Origin of the sequence: Myxococcus dinghuensis, assembly GCF_024198235.1 — a bacterium.
GTDB classification, from domain to species: domain Bacteria; phylum Myxococcota; class Myxococcia; order Myxococcales; family Myxococcaceae; genus Myxococcus; species Myxococcus dinghuensis.
In genome coordinates this window covers 1-13,089 of the sequence record NZ_JAKCFB010000052.1, presented here as the reverse complement: position 1 = coordinate 13,089, position 13,089 = coordinate 1, and the positions used below count along the sequence as shown (strand labels likewise).

Below are 13,089 nucleotides of genomic sequence, written 5' to 3'. Positions count from 1 at the left end.
TTCCTCACGGACCGCCCGGGGCTTCGCCGTTCCAGGGGCCCCCCGTCCCGCTCAAGGGACGCGCGGCGCGGGGCCCGGCAGGATTTCGCGCAGGCAGTCCTCCAGCGAGCCCCGGTGCCGCCACTGCTGCGGGTAGCCGAGCGACACCTCCTCGAAGCGCACGCCGTCCCGCCAGTGGGTGAGCGGGATGTGGAGGTGGCCGGTGACGACGACCTCGGCGCGGTAGCGCAGGTGCCAGTCCTCGGTCTGCTTCGTGCCACACCAGATGGAGAAGCGGGGGATGCGCGGCAGCCACGCGTGCTCGTGTCGCAGCGGGTAGTGGTTGACGAGGATGGTGGCGCAGTCCGCGGGGAGCGTCTCCAACCGGGCCCGCGTGGCCTGGACGCGCGCGGCGCACCACGCGGCGCGCGTGGGGTGGGGCTCCGGATGCAGCAGCACCTCGTCCGTGCAGAGCAGGTCGTGCTCCGCCGCCCACGCCAGCGCCTGGTGCTCCGGCACGTGGTCCGGGCGGAACGAATAGTCGTAGCCCAGGAACATGGGGACGATGACGCGGTGGGGCCCCGGGCCCGGCCAGCGCGGATACGGGTCCTCCGGGGTGAGCGCGCCGTGCGCTCGGCACACCTCCACCAGCCGCTGGTAGCGGGCCTCGCCCTTCAGCGACGGCTGCTCCGTGGGCAGCGTCCACAGCTCGTGGTTGCCCGGCACCCAGAGGACCTGCTGGAAGCGCGCCTTCAACCGCGTGAGCAGGAACTCCAGGTCCGCCACCGTCTCGCCCACGTCCCCCGCGACGATGAGCCAGTCGTCGGGGTAGGCGGGCAGGTGCTCGAGCGCGCGCCGGTTGTCGGCGTGGCGCAGGTGCAGGTCGCTGATGGCGTAGAGCTTCATGGCGTGGACGGGGCACCTTAACGCGGACCTCTCCGCGCCGCCGGGGGCGGAGGTCCGACCCGACGTGCCACGTCCTCCGCCGTCACCTCACGCGAGGGGGCCCGTGCCCAACCTGCGCAGCAGCGCGTGGACCTCCGCGGGCGGCGCGGCGCGGTCCAGCCAGGTGATGGGGCGCGAGCAGGGGCGCTGGGGCGGGAGCACCGCGTTCAGCGCGCAGGCGGTGCGCGGATGGCGCGCGCCCACCTGCTCCAGCAAGCCCAGCCCGTCGCCGTCCGGCAGCAGGGCTCCACTCACCAGCACCCGCGGCGGCTCGTCGCGCACCAGCACGAGGGCCTCGCACATGCCTCGCGCGAATCGCTTGCAACCCGGCAGGTCCCTCGCGAGGCGCCGCAGCGCGGCGAGCGCGAGCGGGTCTTCATCCACGAACAGGAAGGTGAGCATGGGCTTCGCGGTCGTCACTGCGAGAGCGTCACCCGGGGTAACGCATGGAGTCTTGCTCCCTCAAGACTACCTGGGAAGTTCTTGGATGCCAACCTCTCAAGTCATATCGACATAGATGAACCCGTTAGGTTAACGAACATGGAAAAGACCCTCGCATCCCGCCTCGGAGGCGCTGCGCGCATCGCCCGGACCCGCCTGAACCTGACGCAGGCCGACGTCGCCGAGCGCATCGGTATCGCGAGCGAGGTCTACGGGCGACTGGAGCGCGGGCACATGCTGCCGAGCATCCAGACCTTCCGGCGGTTGTGCGTGGTGCTCTCCATCTCCGCGGACGAGGCGCTCGGCCTCAAGCCGTCGCAGGAGGTGAAGTGGGCCGCGGAGCCGCCCAGCGACTACGGCGAGTCCGCGGAGCTGCGCCGCCTCCTGCGCCGCGCCAAGCAGCTCGACCGCAGCGCCATCCGCCTGCTCAGCGTCCTCGCCGCCCAGTTCCGGCCCAAGGGCGGCTGACCTCCCCGCCGTCAGCCCGGCGCGAGCTTCGTCAGCCGCTCGCGCAGCTTCCGCGCGGACGGGAAGCCGTGGAAGAGCATGACCTGCGGGTGCGTCTCCAGCGTCTCGCGCTCCGCGGACTCCTTCGCCAGCGCGCGGTCCACGCCCAACAGCAGCCCCGCGTCCGGGCGCGTGCGCAGCTCCGCCAGCCGGCGCGTCAGCGGCCCCGCGTGCCACGGGTGGAACAGCTCCAGCGCCACCTCCCGCTTCGACTTCCGGTGGCGGAAGAGCAGGTCCGGCACGCACAGCCCGGCGGCGCCCACGTGGCGCGGCAGCGGCGTGAGGTCCAGCTCCCACGCGTCGTCCTCGAAGCCGGTGGCCAGCGCCGCGACCTCGTCGGGCACGTGCCCCAGCGCGGCGGGCAGCGGCGAGACGAGCGGGTCCTTGTCTCCGAGCACCAGCGTCACCGGCTTGCGCGCCGGCTCCACCGTGGCCTTCAGCTCCCAGCGCTCCAGCACCGGCACCACGGACAGGAACGTGGCCAGTTGCAGGCCGTACTTCTTCTGCATCGCCAGCATGGCGCCGGGCCCCTCCACCTCCAGCTCCCAGTCCTCCCCGTCGCGGCGCACCTCCGCCACCAGCCGACAGAACTTCAGCCACCGCAGCGCCTTGCGCACGCGCAGCAGCTCCGGCGCGCGCGCCCGCAGCGTGAGCCTGCGCGCGGACAACAGCGGCCCCTGCGCGAGCGCCAGGTTGTAGCGGTCCACCAGCGCCTGGGGCGCCAGCGCGTCGCCGTCCCAGCCCACCAGCTTCCGGTGCCCGGGGAGGTCCGCATACAGCGCGGCGCGCGCGTCCGGCAGCGGCGCGGCCAGCGCTTCGCCCAAGCGTGCCTCGTACACCTCCACCGTGGCGTCGGCGGGCAGCGCGCGCAGCACGCGGGCCGCGTCCCGGAAGCGCTCCCAGCGCTGCCCGGAGATGCCCTCCGCGGCCTCCTCGAAGACGAGCCGGTCGACGAGCAGCTTCACGAAGCCCCGGGCGACCTTGGGCTTGGAGAAGGCCCCGGCCGAAAGCCCCAGCGTCTCCTCCACGTCGTCGCACGCCACGCCCTTGGAGGCCTCCACCGTCGCGAGCAGGTCCGCCGCGAGCGTCAGCAGCGCCGCGTCGTCGCGCTTCACGAAGGCCGGGCGCAGCACGCCCTCTCGCACGCGGAAGGCGAGCAGCTCGCGCGTCAGCATCTCAGCCCTCCTCCTGATAGGCGTCGTGCTGCCGCCGCCGCTCGCTGATGCCGCTCTCCGCCGTCTGCGCCGAGCACACCTCGTACAGGAGGGCCCGCTTCCCGGGGCGCTTGCGGAGGATGCGTCCCAGCCGCTGCACGTGCTCGCGCACGCTCCCGCTGCCGCTGAGCACCACGCCCACCCGCGCGTCCGGCACGTCCACGCCCTCGTTCAGCACGCGCGAGGTGAGCAGCACCGGCAGCTCGCCGGAGGCGAACGCGGCCAGCAGCGCCTTGCGCTCCGGCACCGGCGTGTGGTGCGTGAGGGCGGGCAGGAAGAGGCGGCGCGCCAGCGTGTAGACCGTCTCGTTGTCGTCGGTGAAGACGAGCACCCGGTCCTCGCGGTGCTCCATCAGGATGCGCCACAGCACCTGCTGCTTGGCGCTGGAGGTGAGCGCGATGCGGCGCTGCTCGCGGTAGGCCCGGTACGCCGCGCGGCCCTCGTCGCTGCGCTGGCTCTGCGCCAGGAAGCGCGCCCACCCGTCCGGCGCGGACAGGCGCACGCCCAGCTTGCGCACGAAGTTCAGGTACAGCGCCCGCGCCGTGTCGTAGCGCGCCTTCTCGTCCTCCGTCAGGGGCACCTCCACCCGCTTCACCTCGTAGGGCGCCAGGTATTCGCCCTGCAGTTCGCGGATGTCCGTGCGGTGCACGCGCGGGCCGATGAGCCGCTCGCACACGCGCTCGCCGCCGTCGGTGCGCTCCAGCGTCGCGGTGAGGCCCAGCCGGTACGGCGCCAGCGAACCCTCCGCGATGAAGCGGTAGCTGGGCGCGGGCAGGTGGTGGCACTCGTCGCACACCAGCAGGCCGAAGCGGTTGCCGTGGAACTCCGTCTGCAACGCGGCCGAGTCGTACGTCGTCACCGTCAACGGCTGCCGGTCGTTGACGCCCCCGCCGAGCATCCCCACCGGCTGCGCCAGGTGGCGCGACAGCACGCCCTGCCACTGCGCCATCAGGTCCAGCGTGGGCACCACGACGAGGGTGGGGCGCTTGACGTGCGCGATGGCGAGCACCGCCAGCAGCGTCTTGCCCGCGCCCGTGGGCAGCTCCACCAGCCCCCGGCCCCCGGCCTTCGTCCACGCGTCCAGCGCCTGCCGCTGGTGGGGGAACGGGGTGATGGGCGTGGCGAGCGAGACCTCCAGCGGCTCGAAGCGCTTCGCGCGGTCCTCGTACGCGACGCCCAGCTCGCGCAGCCGCAGCACCACCTCCCGGTAGTGCCAGGCGGGGGCGCGGTACACGCCCGTGCGCCCGTCCTTCTGGAAGAGCCCGAGCAGCCGCGCGTCCTCCGGCAGCGAGGGCGCCACCAGCGTGCCGCAGTCGAAGTGGAGCTCGAGGGGGGCGTCCATGGGCGAAGCGGGGACGTAGCCGGTCATACCGCGATGCGCCAGCCCGATGCGTGGATCCGCGCGGCTGGCCGGGGCCGCGCCTGGCTTCTTGCAGGGGCCCCCGCGTTCGGGGTACTGGCCCGCGCCCATGCGTTTTGTCTCGCTCGTTCCCCTGCTGTGTGGGCTGGCGGTCGTCGCCCAGGGTGGTCTCAATCGTCGCTTCGCCGGCCAGTGGGGTCTGCTGGGCGCGGTGCTGTTGAACATGGTGGTCGCCACGGTGGCCACCTTCGGCGTCTACGCGTTGGTGCGCTCGGTGCCCGCCCTGTGGCCCGACGCGGGCGCCGAGGGGCGCTTCCCCGGCTTCACCATGTGGCACCTGCTGCCCGGGCTGTGTGGCGTCGTCATCGTCCTGGGGATGCCCTGGGCCATCGGCCGGATGGGCGCCGTCCAGTCCGTCCTGCTGCTCATGGCCGCGCAGCTCGTCACCAGCCTGGTCTGGGACGCCATGGTGGAGGGCCGGCCGGCCACCGTGGCCCGGGTGGTGGGCTCGGCGGTCGCCTTCACGGGCGCGGCGATCGCCGTCTGGAAGGGTTAGATTCGCTTCCTGATGCGCCGCGTCCTCGTCACCAGCCCCCACACCGCGTCCCGCGAGCTCCTGCGGCGCATCCTCGAGTCCGACGAACCCGGGCTCACCATCTCCGCCACGGGCGACACGGATGACGCCCTGGCCTCCATCGCCGCCGCCGCGCCCGCGGTGGTGGTGGTGGACCTGCGGCGGCCGGACGAGGACCACCCCCTGTTCCTGGGGCTCCTGCGCAAGCGCCACCCCACGCAGCCCGTCATCGCGCTGGTGCCAGGCAAGCTGCGCGTGTTCGACGGCCAGAAGGAGCACGTCCACGAGGCCCCGGGCGACAGCGCGGAGGCGCTGCACCAGCTGCTGGACACGCTGAAGGTGGCGGTGCGCGACCTGGTGGCCCAGGACTGGCTGAAGGTGTTCCGCACCCCCGTGGCGAAGGCCTGAGCGCGCTTCCGGCCGGCGGGCGTCACAGCCGCAGCCGGTACCCCAGCGCCCCCGCGAGGAAGCCGCCGACGTTCACGTCCCCGGTGGTGACCAGGTCCAGCGGCGCGAAGTGGTAGTGGGCCTCCAGGAAGGCGCCGCCCGTGCCCACCGGCAGCTCCACGCCCACCAGCGCCTGGAAGCCGAAGCCGCCCCCGCTCTCCGACGCGGTGGCGCCGAGGACGTCCGACGTGGCCCGGTGCAGGTAGAGCCCCGGGCCGCCCCCCACGTAGGGCGTCAGCGTGCCCACCGCGCGCTCGAAGCGGTAGACGGCGGAGAGGAGGAAGGCCGCCTCGCGGACCGCGACGGTGTACTCGGCGTCCGCCGCGTCGCCGCGCAGTTGCGGGTCCCCGAGCGTCCCCTTCTTCTGCGGCCGGTGGTAGCCCACCTCCAACGTCACCGCGAGCCTGCGCTTCAGCAGCGGGGTGACGTAGCCCAGCTCCATGGCGAGGTAGAGGTCTCCGCTCAGCGCCGCCGTGGACTTGAAGAACCCCACCTTGGGCGCGAGCAGCACGTGCCCCGGGACGGGCTCCTGCGCCTTGGGGGCGGGGCGCGCCGAGGCGAGCGTGGTGAGCACGACGACGAGCAGGCCACTCACGGCGCGGGCGCCTCCGCCTCGGGGGCGGCGTCGAGCGCTCCTCGCTGCGTCACGGTGAAGCCCCGCGCGTCGCGCAGCTCTCCGAAGGCCCCGTTGCTCGGGTCGATGACCTCCACGATGTACGGGCCACCCGGGGCCAGGCCATGGGGGCACCCCGGGTCGTCGACGGGCGCGCGCGCGCCCGAGCAGGTGGGCAGCACGGCGCGCAGGTCGGTGGGGGACTCCCGGACCACGTCGCGCAGCGGGATTCGCACGTGGTTCGTGGGCGCCAGCTTCAGGGGGGCCCAGACGAAGACACCGGGCACTCCGGTGAAGCCGTGCTCGCTCCCCGTGGGGACGGTCTGGATGTGGACGGTGACGTCGGCCTCCGCGTCGCCCGAGCGTGGGGACATCGTCAATGCGCCCAGGTGCGGGTACGTGACGTCCACCGCTCCCGCGAGGCGGGTCTGGCATCCCTCGGGCAGGCCGAGGACGAGGTCATAGCGTGCCTCGAGGATGAAGGGGCGCGTCTGGGCCTCGATGACGGTGGGGGACTCCGCGGCGACGGGGGTGAGCCGTTCGTCGTCGGGCGTCTCCCCGGGGCCCACCGGCACCGTCAGGAAGAGGGACGGTGGGGTGCCGGGTTGGAAGCCCGCGCCTTCCACGACGAGCGTGGCGGCCTCTCCGTAGCGGAAGCCCCCTGGTGGTGGCACCACCCGCGTCAGCGTGGCGGGTGGCCCCACGAGCACCGCGTCCTCCAGCGCGCTGGTTCCTCCGAGGGGGTTGGTCACCTCCACCGCGTAGCTGCCCGGGGCCAGCTCCACGGCCGGCTCGGTGTCCGACGTGGGCACGTCGACCTCCAGCGTCTCCGCATCGACGAAGACGACGCGCTCTCGCGGCAGCGTGTACGTGGAGGGGCCGCGCAAGGTGACCTGGGGAAGCTGCGCGAACGGCTCGCCGGTGAGCACACCGCCGGGCATGGGCGAGAAGCGCTTCCCCTTCAGCGTGAGGCGCCATCCCCGGACGACGCCGTTGGCGGACGCGCCCTGGGCGTTGCACAGCCGGGTCACCTGCGCCTCGGGGGTCCGGGGATTGATGACGCGCTCGACGGCTGGCACCGGGCCCTCGGTGGCGCTGGAGCACGCGGACAGGGCGACCAGGGTGGCGTTGAGCGCGGACCGACGCATGGGGACTCCTCCACGTCGACGACACGATCGACGGGAGCCGCACGTTAGGTCGGCTGTACGACAAGCCCGGAGATTTTTCCGGACGACCGGGTCGGGTGTTGGCCCCGCGGCACGCGGGAGACCCCGCAAGCCCATGGTGACACTGGGTTTTCGACACCGCGCGGGGCTCGGCACGCCAAATGCTATCGCCTGTCCCCGGCGGGGACGACGCGGGCCGCGAGGCGACGGGGGCGGGCGGGAGACGGAGCGCGTCGAGGGGCGGGGGCGAGGGTGGGACGGTGCCTGGAGTGGGGAGGCAGGTCTCGCCTGGGACGAGGTGGCTGGGGCGGGGAGGGGGACGGCACGCGAGGCCATGTCCGGAGTGGGGGGACGGGGGCGGGGGTCGTGGGTGGGAAGGTCGGGCGGGGAGGGGGAGGGCGCGCGAGGTCGTGTCCAGGGGTCGGGGACGCGGGCGTGTGCCGTGGAGGAGGGGGAGGGTGGGGCGGGCGAGACGGGCTCCGGTGGAAGGGTGGCGCCGGAGCCTCGTTCACCTGTGGGGGTGTTGGCGGTCGCGGGGGGCGTCACCATCGTATGGGGCATGAGGTGAGGCGAAGGGCCACCGAGAGCGTCGGTGGAAACGTCAGGAGCCGCGACGCATGGCGGCGGGCTGGGGTCGGGGGAATCCGTCGATGGGCAGGATGTCCACGCTCGTGGTGATGGTCGTGCTGCTGTCCGCTCCCGTCGCGCTGGCGGTGCCGCGGTTGGAGTCGCGGCGGGAGGCCACCCAGGATCCAGAGCGCATCGCGCCGTTCGGGCTGATGCTGGACGCGGGCATCCCCGAGGGGGCGGGGTTGTCCGTCGCGTTCCGTCCGACGCGGCTGGTCCGGCTGCACCTGGGCGCGACCCACAATGGCATCCGCGCGGGGGGGCGGGCGGGGCTGACGCTGTTGCCGATGCGGGGCTGGCTGACGCCGGCCATCAGCCTCGACTTCGGGCACGCGCAGCCCGCGGACGAGCGACGGTTGGAGCGCAGGCTGTCGGACCTGTCCCAGCCTCCCGTGCCGTCGCTCGAGCGCGTGGGCTACACGTACGTGAGCGCGTTGCTGGGGCTGGAGGTGCGCATGCCCTCGCGCATCACCTTCTTCGTGCGCGGCGGGCTGAGCTTCATGGAGCTGAATGCCCCGGGCCTGGAGGGGCTGGAGGAGCCGTTCCGCCGGGCAATCTCTCCCGCCGAGGAGAAGCCGTGGACGATGCGCCTCATCCGCCCCACGGCGAAGCTCGGCTTCCTGCTGTCGTTCGGCTAGCGCGCTGAGTTGGGCGCCGCGCCTACGCGCGGGTGCTGTCGAAGAAGGACAGCACCTCGTCCTCCGCCCAGAAGCGGGGGCGCCAGGCCTCGCCGCCGACGAAGCCCACGTGGCCGCCGTGGGACGTGAGCACCACGCTCAGGCGGGGATTGTCCCGCGCGCCGGGCGGGATGACGGGGGCCTCCAGCATGGGGTCGTCGGCCGCGCTGAGCAGCAGGGTGGGGCGGCGGATGGCGCCCAGGTGGGGGCCGGAGGACGACTCGGCGTAGTAGTGCTCGGCGCTGCGGAAGCCGTTGAGCGGCGCGGTGACGGCGTGGTCGAACGCGCGCACGGTGCGCGCGGCCTCCATGGCGCGCCGGTCGAACGCGTCCGGGAAGCGCTTCAGCTTGTCGCGCGCCTTCTGCTTCAGCGTGCGCAGGAAGCGCTCGCGGTAGATGAGGTGGAAGGGGCCCGGGCCATCCAGCCTGCGGCAGCACGCGTCCAGGTCGTATGGCGCGCTGACGGACGCGGCCGCGGCCACCGGCGCGGCGTCACCCTGGTCCTCCAGCAGCCGGCACAGCACGTTGGCGCCCAGCGAGAAGCCCACCGCGAAGAGGGGACCGGTGACGCGGCCCTTCAACTCCCGCAACACGCCGAGCGTGTCGCCGATGTCCCCCGAGTGGTACGAGCGCGCCAGCCGGTTGGGCTCGCCGCTGCACGAGCGGAAGTTGACCGCGGTGGCTCCCCAACCGCGCCGGGCCGCGCCCCGGAGGACGGCGGTGATGTAGCCGGCGCGCGACGAGCTCTCCAGGCCGTGCAGGGCCACGACGTGCGGCGCGCCCGAGGGCCCGTCGAAGGTGTCCAGGTCGATGAAGTCCCCGTCGGGCAGCTCGCGGCGCTCGCGCCTCAGCGGCGGGGCGTGACGGGGCCGCGCGAAGTTCGCGTAGATGGTCTGCGCGTGTTCGTTCGCGATGCCCGGCGCGGGCAGGAAGGGCTCGGAGGGCTGATAGGGCACGCCCCCGGGGATATCGCCCCGCCGGGACGCTGGACAAGGGCCCCGCGCGTGGCGCTACGGGCGACGTCCGCCAGCGGTCGATGAGGGCGGGGCGGAGAGCTTCCGGGCCAGCTTCATGGAGGGGCACGCCCGCTCCTTCACCGCGCGCGCCTCCTGGGTGAGGTCGAAGAGCGCCAGGTACTTGTGGACGCGCTCCTCCAGCGTGGGCGCCTCGATGAGCCGGCACACCTCGTCCGGCTGGTAGTCACGGCAGATGGCGGGGCGCCGCTCGTACATGGTGCAGAGGTTGTCCTCGCCCAGGTGCGGGCAGCGCAGGCCCAGCGGCTTGTCCAGCGCGGCGATGTCCGGCGCCACGCAGCAGGCGCCACAGCGGGTGCATTCCATGGCTCGATACCTCGCCCGCGCCCTTCAGCGCGGGACGACCTTCTCCACCTTCCCCAGGTTCGTCACGGTGAGCACGACGCCCTGACCTTTCCTCCACGTCAGGAAGTCGCGCTCGTTCGTCGGCTGGTGGACGTGCTCCTGGGCGCCCTTGGCCTGGTAGCGGATGTGGACGGCGTACTTCTCCTCGCGCCGCTGCCGGTCCTGCGCGCCCACGGCCAGCGTGGGCCAGCGGGGCGCGTCGTCGTGGCCCTTCTCCTCGCGCCGGTCCAGCGGCTTCCACTCGTAGGTGTCGTACGTGCACTGCTGCGCGTAGACGGGCTCGTTGCGGTAGCGCGTCTCGTTCTGGCAGTCCTCGTAGCTCTCGTTGCAGTACTTCGTGACGTCCTCGCAGACCTCCTCCGCGAAGCCGTTGCCCTTGTCCCGGCGCCGGCACTTCTCCTCGGTGCCGCAGGCTACCCGGCGGGACTTCGTGCGGCACACCCGCTCGGTGCCGTCCGCCACCCTGCGCGTGCCGCGCTGCCGACTCACGCAGTCGCGGACGTTCGCCACGCCCGCGACCTCGCCCGTGCCGTTGACGGGCATGCGCGCGCTGACGCGGCGCAACTGGTCCTCCCAGCCCGTCTTCGCCACGAGCGAGAAGCGCTCCTGCACCACCGCGCGCTCCCACTGGGTGCCGGTCACCTCGCCCTGGAGCTCGCGCGTGGAGTTGGCCCAGACGGCGAACGCGATGATGCCGAGGAAGACGGCGACCACCACGCCCGTCATCCACCGCTTCTTCTTCGCGGGCGGCTTCGGAGGCACCTCCGGGGGCAGCCGGGCCTCGTCCCGCGCCAGGTCCTGGGGCGTGGCCTTCTTCGCGTCCGGCGTGCGCTCCGCGCCGCAGTGCTTGCAGCGCGGCGAGTCGCCCCGGGTGGCCGCGCCGCAGTACGCGCAGAACCAGTCCTCGCCCGCGGCGGCGATCTCCAGCACCTTCTCGTCCGTCACGCCCTCGCGCAGCGACTTGCCGCTCTCCGCGTCGACGTCGCCGAAGTCGAACTCCGACTCCTGGCCCGTCAGCTCCCGAGGGTTGTTGCAGGTGGGGCAGCGCTTGTGGCGGGCGAGGATGCCCCGGGCGTCGCACGACGTGCAGTTCCAGGTGCCCTCGATGATGCGCGTGCGTTTGGCCATGTCCCGTCCTCGCTCGTCCCCTCAAACCCAGAGTGCGCGCGGGAAGTCAACCCGAGCGGCCGGCGGCAGCCCCGGGCGCAAGGGCCGCAGCATGGGCAGCGCTCCGTCGCGCGCCACCCGCGTCGCGTCCGCCACGCGCGCCACCCACGGCAGGGTGCCGGGCTCCTCCCAGAGGACCACGTTCGACAGTCCCGCCCGGTGGGCGACGCCACGCGCCGCCTCCAGCAGGGCCACCGCGTCGTCGAGCGACTCGGCGTCCATCATCAGCACCACCAACTGGTCGTAGCGCGCCATCATCGCCCACAGCGCGGTCGAGCGGCCCACCGTCGCGCCGCAGGCCTCCGGGCGGGGGCGGTGTAGCAGTTGCGCGTAGGCGCGCTCCCGCTCCAGGTGCCAGTCCACCTGCGCGGCGCTCGGCCAGAGATAGAAGGGCACGTCCGGCCGCCGCATCTGCCCGAGCAGGAGGGGCACGTCGCCATCACACAGGAGCGCGTCCACCGCGTGCGTGGAGAGGCCACCCGCGGCCGGGAGGTGCCAGTCCCACGCGGGCGCCTCCTGGTAGCCGGAGCGGCGGTAGAGCGGCGCGCCCACGTCGGAGAAGAGGAGGAGGGCGTGGTGTGGAGGGGTCTCCCCCGCCACCCGCTCCGCCAACAGGTCCATCAGCCGCGTGGCGTGGCCGTGGCCTCGCAGCGCCTCCTCCGTGAAGACGCTGGCGATGCCCTCGCTGGTGCCCTTCACGTGCGCGCCGTCCGGGCCGCGCAGGTAGCTGTCCATGCGCAGCGTCTCGCACGAGGCCAGCACCTGGCCGCCGTCCATCAACAGCCAGGTGCGCATGCCCTCGCGGCACCAGGGGTGGGCGCGCAGCCGCGCCTCGCGTTGCTGGAACTGCTCCACGGTGAGGGGGGAGCCCCAGGCGGCGTGCGTGACGCGGTCGCGCTCGGCCTTCTGCGTGTCGGTGGCGAGAACCAGTTCCATGCGGGTGCAGGTATCCCACCGCTTCCGCGCGGCCGACAACCGTGCGGCGCGTCGACCGGCTCACAGCCGCGTCGTGTAGGGGAAGCGGACGTGGAGCTGCAGGTAGGCCTGTCCCACGTGGAAGATGCCGTCGCGCAGGCGGTCGGGCAGGCCCAGGCCACCCAGCTCCTGGGGGATGTACAGCGCGGACTCCCAGCCCAGGCTCACCAGGAACGATTGGGAGAGCGCCAGCTCCAGCTCCACGCCCAGCTCCGCGCCCGGCCGGAGGAAGTGCGTGGAGGGCAGGGTGCTCGAGTGCATGTACGCGTACGTCAACAACAGCCCCGTGCCCACGGCGAGCCGCGCAGGTCCCGAGGACAGGGGCAACGTCAACGCCAGCGGCTTCCAGGTGGCGCCGTACATGCCGGTGTCGCGCAGCTTGGGCGAGACGATGAGCGCGTCGGGGATGAGCAGGGACGGGGAGATTCGCACCTCGTTCAGGGAGCGCGCGTACTTCCGGTAGCGCGTGGGGATGGCGCGCTGGTTCTTGCGCAGCCAGTCCTTGTCCAGCACCGCCTCGACGGAGAGCTTCAGCCCGGTGTGGACGGGCTGGTCCTCGAAGATGGGCCCGAAGAAGAGGAAGGCGGCGGGGCCCACCCCCACGTCCACGGGGACCTCCACCCGCTGGGCCAGGGCCACCTGGGGTAGCAGCAAGGCGCACGACAACACGAAGGAACGGGGATTCACGGGTGCGGGCCTCCTGGGTGCTCCTTGCCCCGCCCGGGAATTAACCACAGTCCACCAATCAACCATTGCCGCACGCGGCGTGTTTGGAGGAGGAAGGAGTCCGCGCCGGCCCCGGGGGGGCCCAAGGCCCTCGATTGACACGGGATCCTGTCCGCCGACGCCGCAGCCTTGGAGATTCGATGCTTTCCGCCGCGCTCTTGATTGCAACCAGCCTGCAGGCCCAGACGCCTGCGACCACCCCGCCCACCCAGGACGCGACTCCGCCCGCCGCCGCGCAGCCGTCCGCCGAGGAGCGCGCCGCCGCCGCCGCCGAGCGCGCCGCCGCCGCCGCC

At 73.1% G+C, this 13,089-nt stretch carries 15 protein-coding genes; 4 read left to right on the top strand and 11 right to left on the bottom strand.

All coding sequences use genetic code 11. The features are described 5' to 3' along the window. Positions 1-51 precede the first annotated feature (51 nt). Together LZ198_RS37965 and LZ198_RS37960 are read right to left on the bottom strand one after the other, a co-directional pair. Positions 52-885: a metallophosphoesterase family protein gene (locus LZ198_RS37965; RefSeq protein WP_253977042.1), complete on the bottom strand. Its 834-nt coding sequence runs from the start codon at positions 883-885 to the stop codon at positions 52-54. 87 nt (positions 886-972) lie between these two features. Further along, positions 973-1,344, bottom strand: a complete 372-nt coding sequence (locus LZ198_RS37960; RefSeq protein WP_253977041.1) for a response regulator — start codon at positions 1,342-1,344, stop codon at positions 973-975. A gap of 120 nt (positions 1,345-1,464) precedes the next feature. Between LZ198_RS37960 and LZ198_RS37955 the strand changes: the two genes are divergently transcribed. Beyond that, positions 1,465-1,833 carry a helix-turn-helix transcriptional regulator gene (locus LZ198_RS37955; RefSeq protein ID WP_253977040.1) on the top strand — a complete coding sequence of 123 codons (369 nt, stop codon included), beginning with the start codon at positions 1,465-1,467 and terminating at the stop codon, positions 1,831-1,833. An 11-nt stretch (positions 1,834-1,844) separates the two neighbouring features. On the opposite strand, the gene LZ198_RS37950 is transcribed toward LZ198_RS37955, so the two are convergent. Next, entirely contained in the window at positions 1,845-3,047 is a 1,203-nt protein-coding gene (locus LZ198_RS37950) for a DUF790 family protein (protein ID WP_253977039.1), read from the bottom strand. A gap of 1 nt (position 3,048) precedes the next feature. Continuing rightward, the gene (locus LZ198_RS37945) at positions 3,049-4,428 is read right to left on the bottom strand and encodes a DEAD/DEAH box helicase family protein (RefSeq protein WP_253977038.1); all 1,380 of its coding nucleotides are present in this window, start codon (positions 4,426-4,428) and stop codon (positions 3,049-3,051) included. Positions 4,429-4,555: 127 nt separating this feature from the next. On the opposite strand from LZ198_RS37945, the gene LZ198_RS37940 reads away from it, so the two are divergent. Both LZ198_RS37940 and LZ198_RS37935 read left to right on the top strand, forming a co-directional pair. Then, the gene (locus LZ198_RS37940) at positions 4,556-5,002 is read left to right on the top strand and encodes a DMT family transporter (protein WP_253977037.1); all 447 of its coding nucleotides are present in this window, start codon (positions 4,556-4,558) and stop codon (positions 5,000-5,002) included. Positions 5,003-5,014: 12 nt separating this feature from the next. After that, on the top strand, positions 5,015-5,428 hold the full coding sequence (locus LZ198_RS37935) for a DNA-binding response regulator (protein WP_253977036.1): 414 nt from the start codon (positions 5,015-5,017) through the stop codon (positions 5,426-5,428). Positions 5,429-5,450: 22 nt separating this feature from the next. Here the strand turns inward: LZ198_RS37935 and LZ198_RS37930 are convergent, their stop codons facing one another. Together LZ198_RS37930 and LZ198_RS37925 are read right to left on the bottom strand one after the other, a co-directional pair. Then, positions 5,451-6,062 (bottom strand): hypothetical protein, encoded by a 612-nt coding sequence (locus LZ198_RS37930; protein ID WP_253977035.1) that lies wholly within the window; start codon positions 6,060-6,062, stop codon positions 5,451-5,453. Next, positions 6,059-7,228, bottom strand: a complete 1,170-nt coding sequence (locus tag LZ198_RS37925) for a hypothetical protein (protein WP_253977034.1) — start codon at positions 7,226-7,228, stop codon at positions 6,059-6,061. Before LZ198_RS37925 ends, LZ198_RS37930 begins: the two co-directional genes overlap by 4 nt. A gap of 677 nt (positions 7,229-7,905) precedes the next feature. Here LZ198_RS37925 and LZ198_RS37920 point away from each other — a divergent pair. After that, positions 7,906-8,511: a hypothetical protein gene (locus LZ198_RS37920; protein ID WP_253977033.1), complete on the top strand. Its 606-nt coding sequence runs from the start codon at positions 7,906-7,908 to the stop codon at positions 8,509-8,511. A gap of 22 nt (positions 8,512-8,533) precedes the next feature. Here the strand turns inward: LZ198_RS37920 and LZ198_RS37915 are convergent, their stop codons facing one another. From LZ198_RS37915 to LZ198_RS37895, 5 genes are read right to left on the bottom strand one after another with little or no spacing between them, the layout of a single operon-like run. Continuing rightward, the gene (locus LZ198_RS37915; RefSeq protein WP_253977032.1) at positions 8,534-9,505 is read right to left on the bottom strand and encodes a YheT family hydrolase; all 972 of its coding nucleotides are present in this window, start codon (positions 9,503-9,505) and stop codon (positions 8,534-8,536) included. A 54-nt stretch (positions 9,506-9,559) separates the two neighbouring features. After that, positions 9,560-9,889 carry a YkgJ family cysteine cluster protein gene (locus LZ198_RS37910; protein WP_253977031.1) on the bottom strand — a complete coding sequence of 110 codons (330 nt, stop codon included), beginning with the start codon at positions 9,887-9,889 and terminating at the stop codon, positions 9,560-9,562. A gap of 24 nt (positions 9,890-9,913) precedes the next feature. Continuing rightward, positions 9,914-11,056, bottom strand: coding sequence for a hypothetical protein (locus LZ198_RS37905; RefSeq protein WP_253977030.1), 1,143 nt, complete (start codon positions 11,054-11,056; stop codon positions 9,914-9,916). Between the two features lie 21 nt (positions 11,057-11,077). Next, positions 11,078-12,031, bottom strand: coding sequence for a GNAT family N-acetyltransferase (locus tag LZ198_RS37900; RefSeq protein WP_253977029.1), 954 nt, complete (start codon positions 12,029-12,031; stop codon positions 11,078-11,080). Between the two features lie 60 nt (positions 12,032-12,091). Then, complete coding sequence (locus LZ198_RS37895; protein ID WP_253977028.1) at positions 12,092-12,757, bottom strand: hypothetical protein; 666 nt, start codon at positions 12,755-12,757, stop codon at positions 12,092-12,094. Positions 12,758-13,089 lie beyond the last annotated feature (332 nt).

What these genes read in the sequence shown, in the direction of transcription:
- LZ198_RS37965 (WP_253977042.1), bottom strand. Translation starts at nt 885, where the DNA reads ATGAAGCTCTACGCCATCAGCGACCTGCACCTGCGCCACGCCGACAAC.
- LZ198_RS37955 (WP_253977040.1), top strand. Translation starts at nt 1,465, where the DNA reads ATGGAAAAGACCCTCGCATCCCGCCTCGGAGGCGCTGCGCGCATCGCC.
- LZ198_RS37950 (WP_253977039.1), bottom strand. Translation starts at nt 3,047, where the DNA reads ATGCTGACGCGCGAGCTGCTCGCCTTCCGCGTGCGAGAGGGCGTGCTG.
- LZ198_RS37945 (WP_253977038.1), bottom strand. Translation starts at nt 4,428, where the DNA reads ATGGACGCCCCCCTCGAGCTCCACTTCGACTGCGGCACGCTGGTGGCG.
- LZ198_RS37940 (WP_253977037.1), top strand. Translation starts at nt 4,556, where the DNA reads ATGCGTTTTGTCTCGCTCGTTCCCCTGCTGTGTGGGCTGGCGGTCGTC.
- LZ198_RS37935 (WP_253977036.1), top strand. Translation starts at nt 5,015, where the DNA reads ATGCGCCGCGTCCTCGTCACCAGCCCCCACACCGCGTCCCGCGAGCTC.
- LZ198_RS37925 (WP_253977034.1), bottom strand. Translation starts at nt 7,228, where the DNA reads ATGCGTCGGTCCGCGCTCAACGCCACCCTGGTCGCCCTGTCCGCGTGC.
- LZ198_RS37920 (WP_253977033.1), top strand. Translation starts at nt 7,906, where the DNA reads ATGTCCACGCTCGTGGTGATGGTCGTGCTGCTGTCCGCTCCCGTCGCG.
- LZ198_RS37910 (WP_253977031.1), bottom strand. Translation starts at nt 9,889, where the DNA reads ATGGAATGCACCCGCTGTGGCGCCTGCTGCGTGGCGCCGGACATCGCC.
- LZ198_RS37905 (WP_253977030.1), bottom strand. Translation starts at nt 11,056, where the DNA reads ATGGCCAAACGCACGCGCATCATCGAGGGCACCTGGAACTGCACGTCG.
- LZ198_RS37900 (WP_253977029.1), bottom strand. Translation starts at nt 12,031, where the DNA reads ATGGAACTGGTTCTCGCCACCGACACGCAGAAGGCCGAGCGCGACCGC.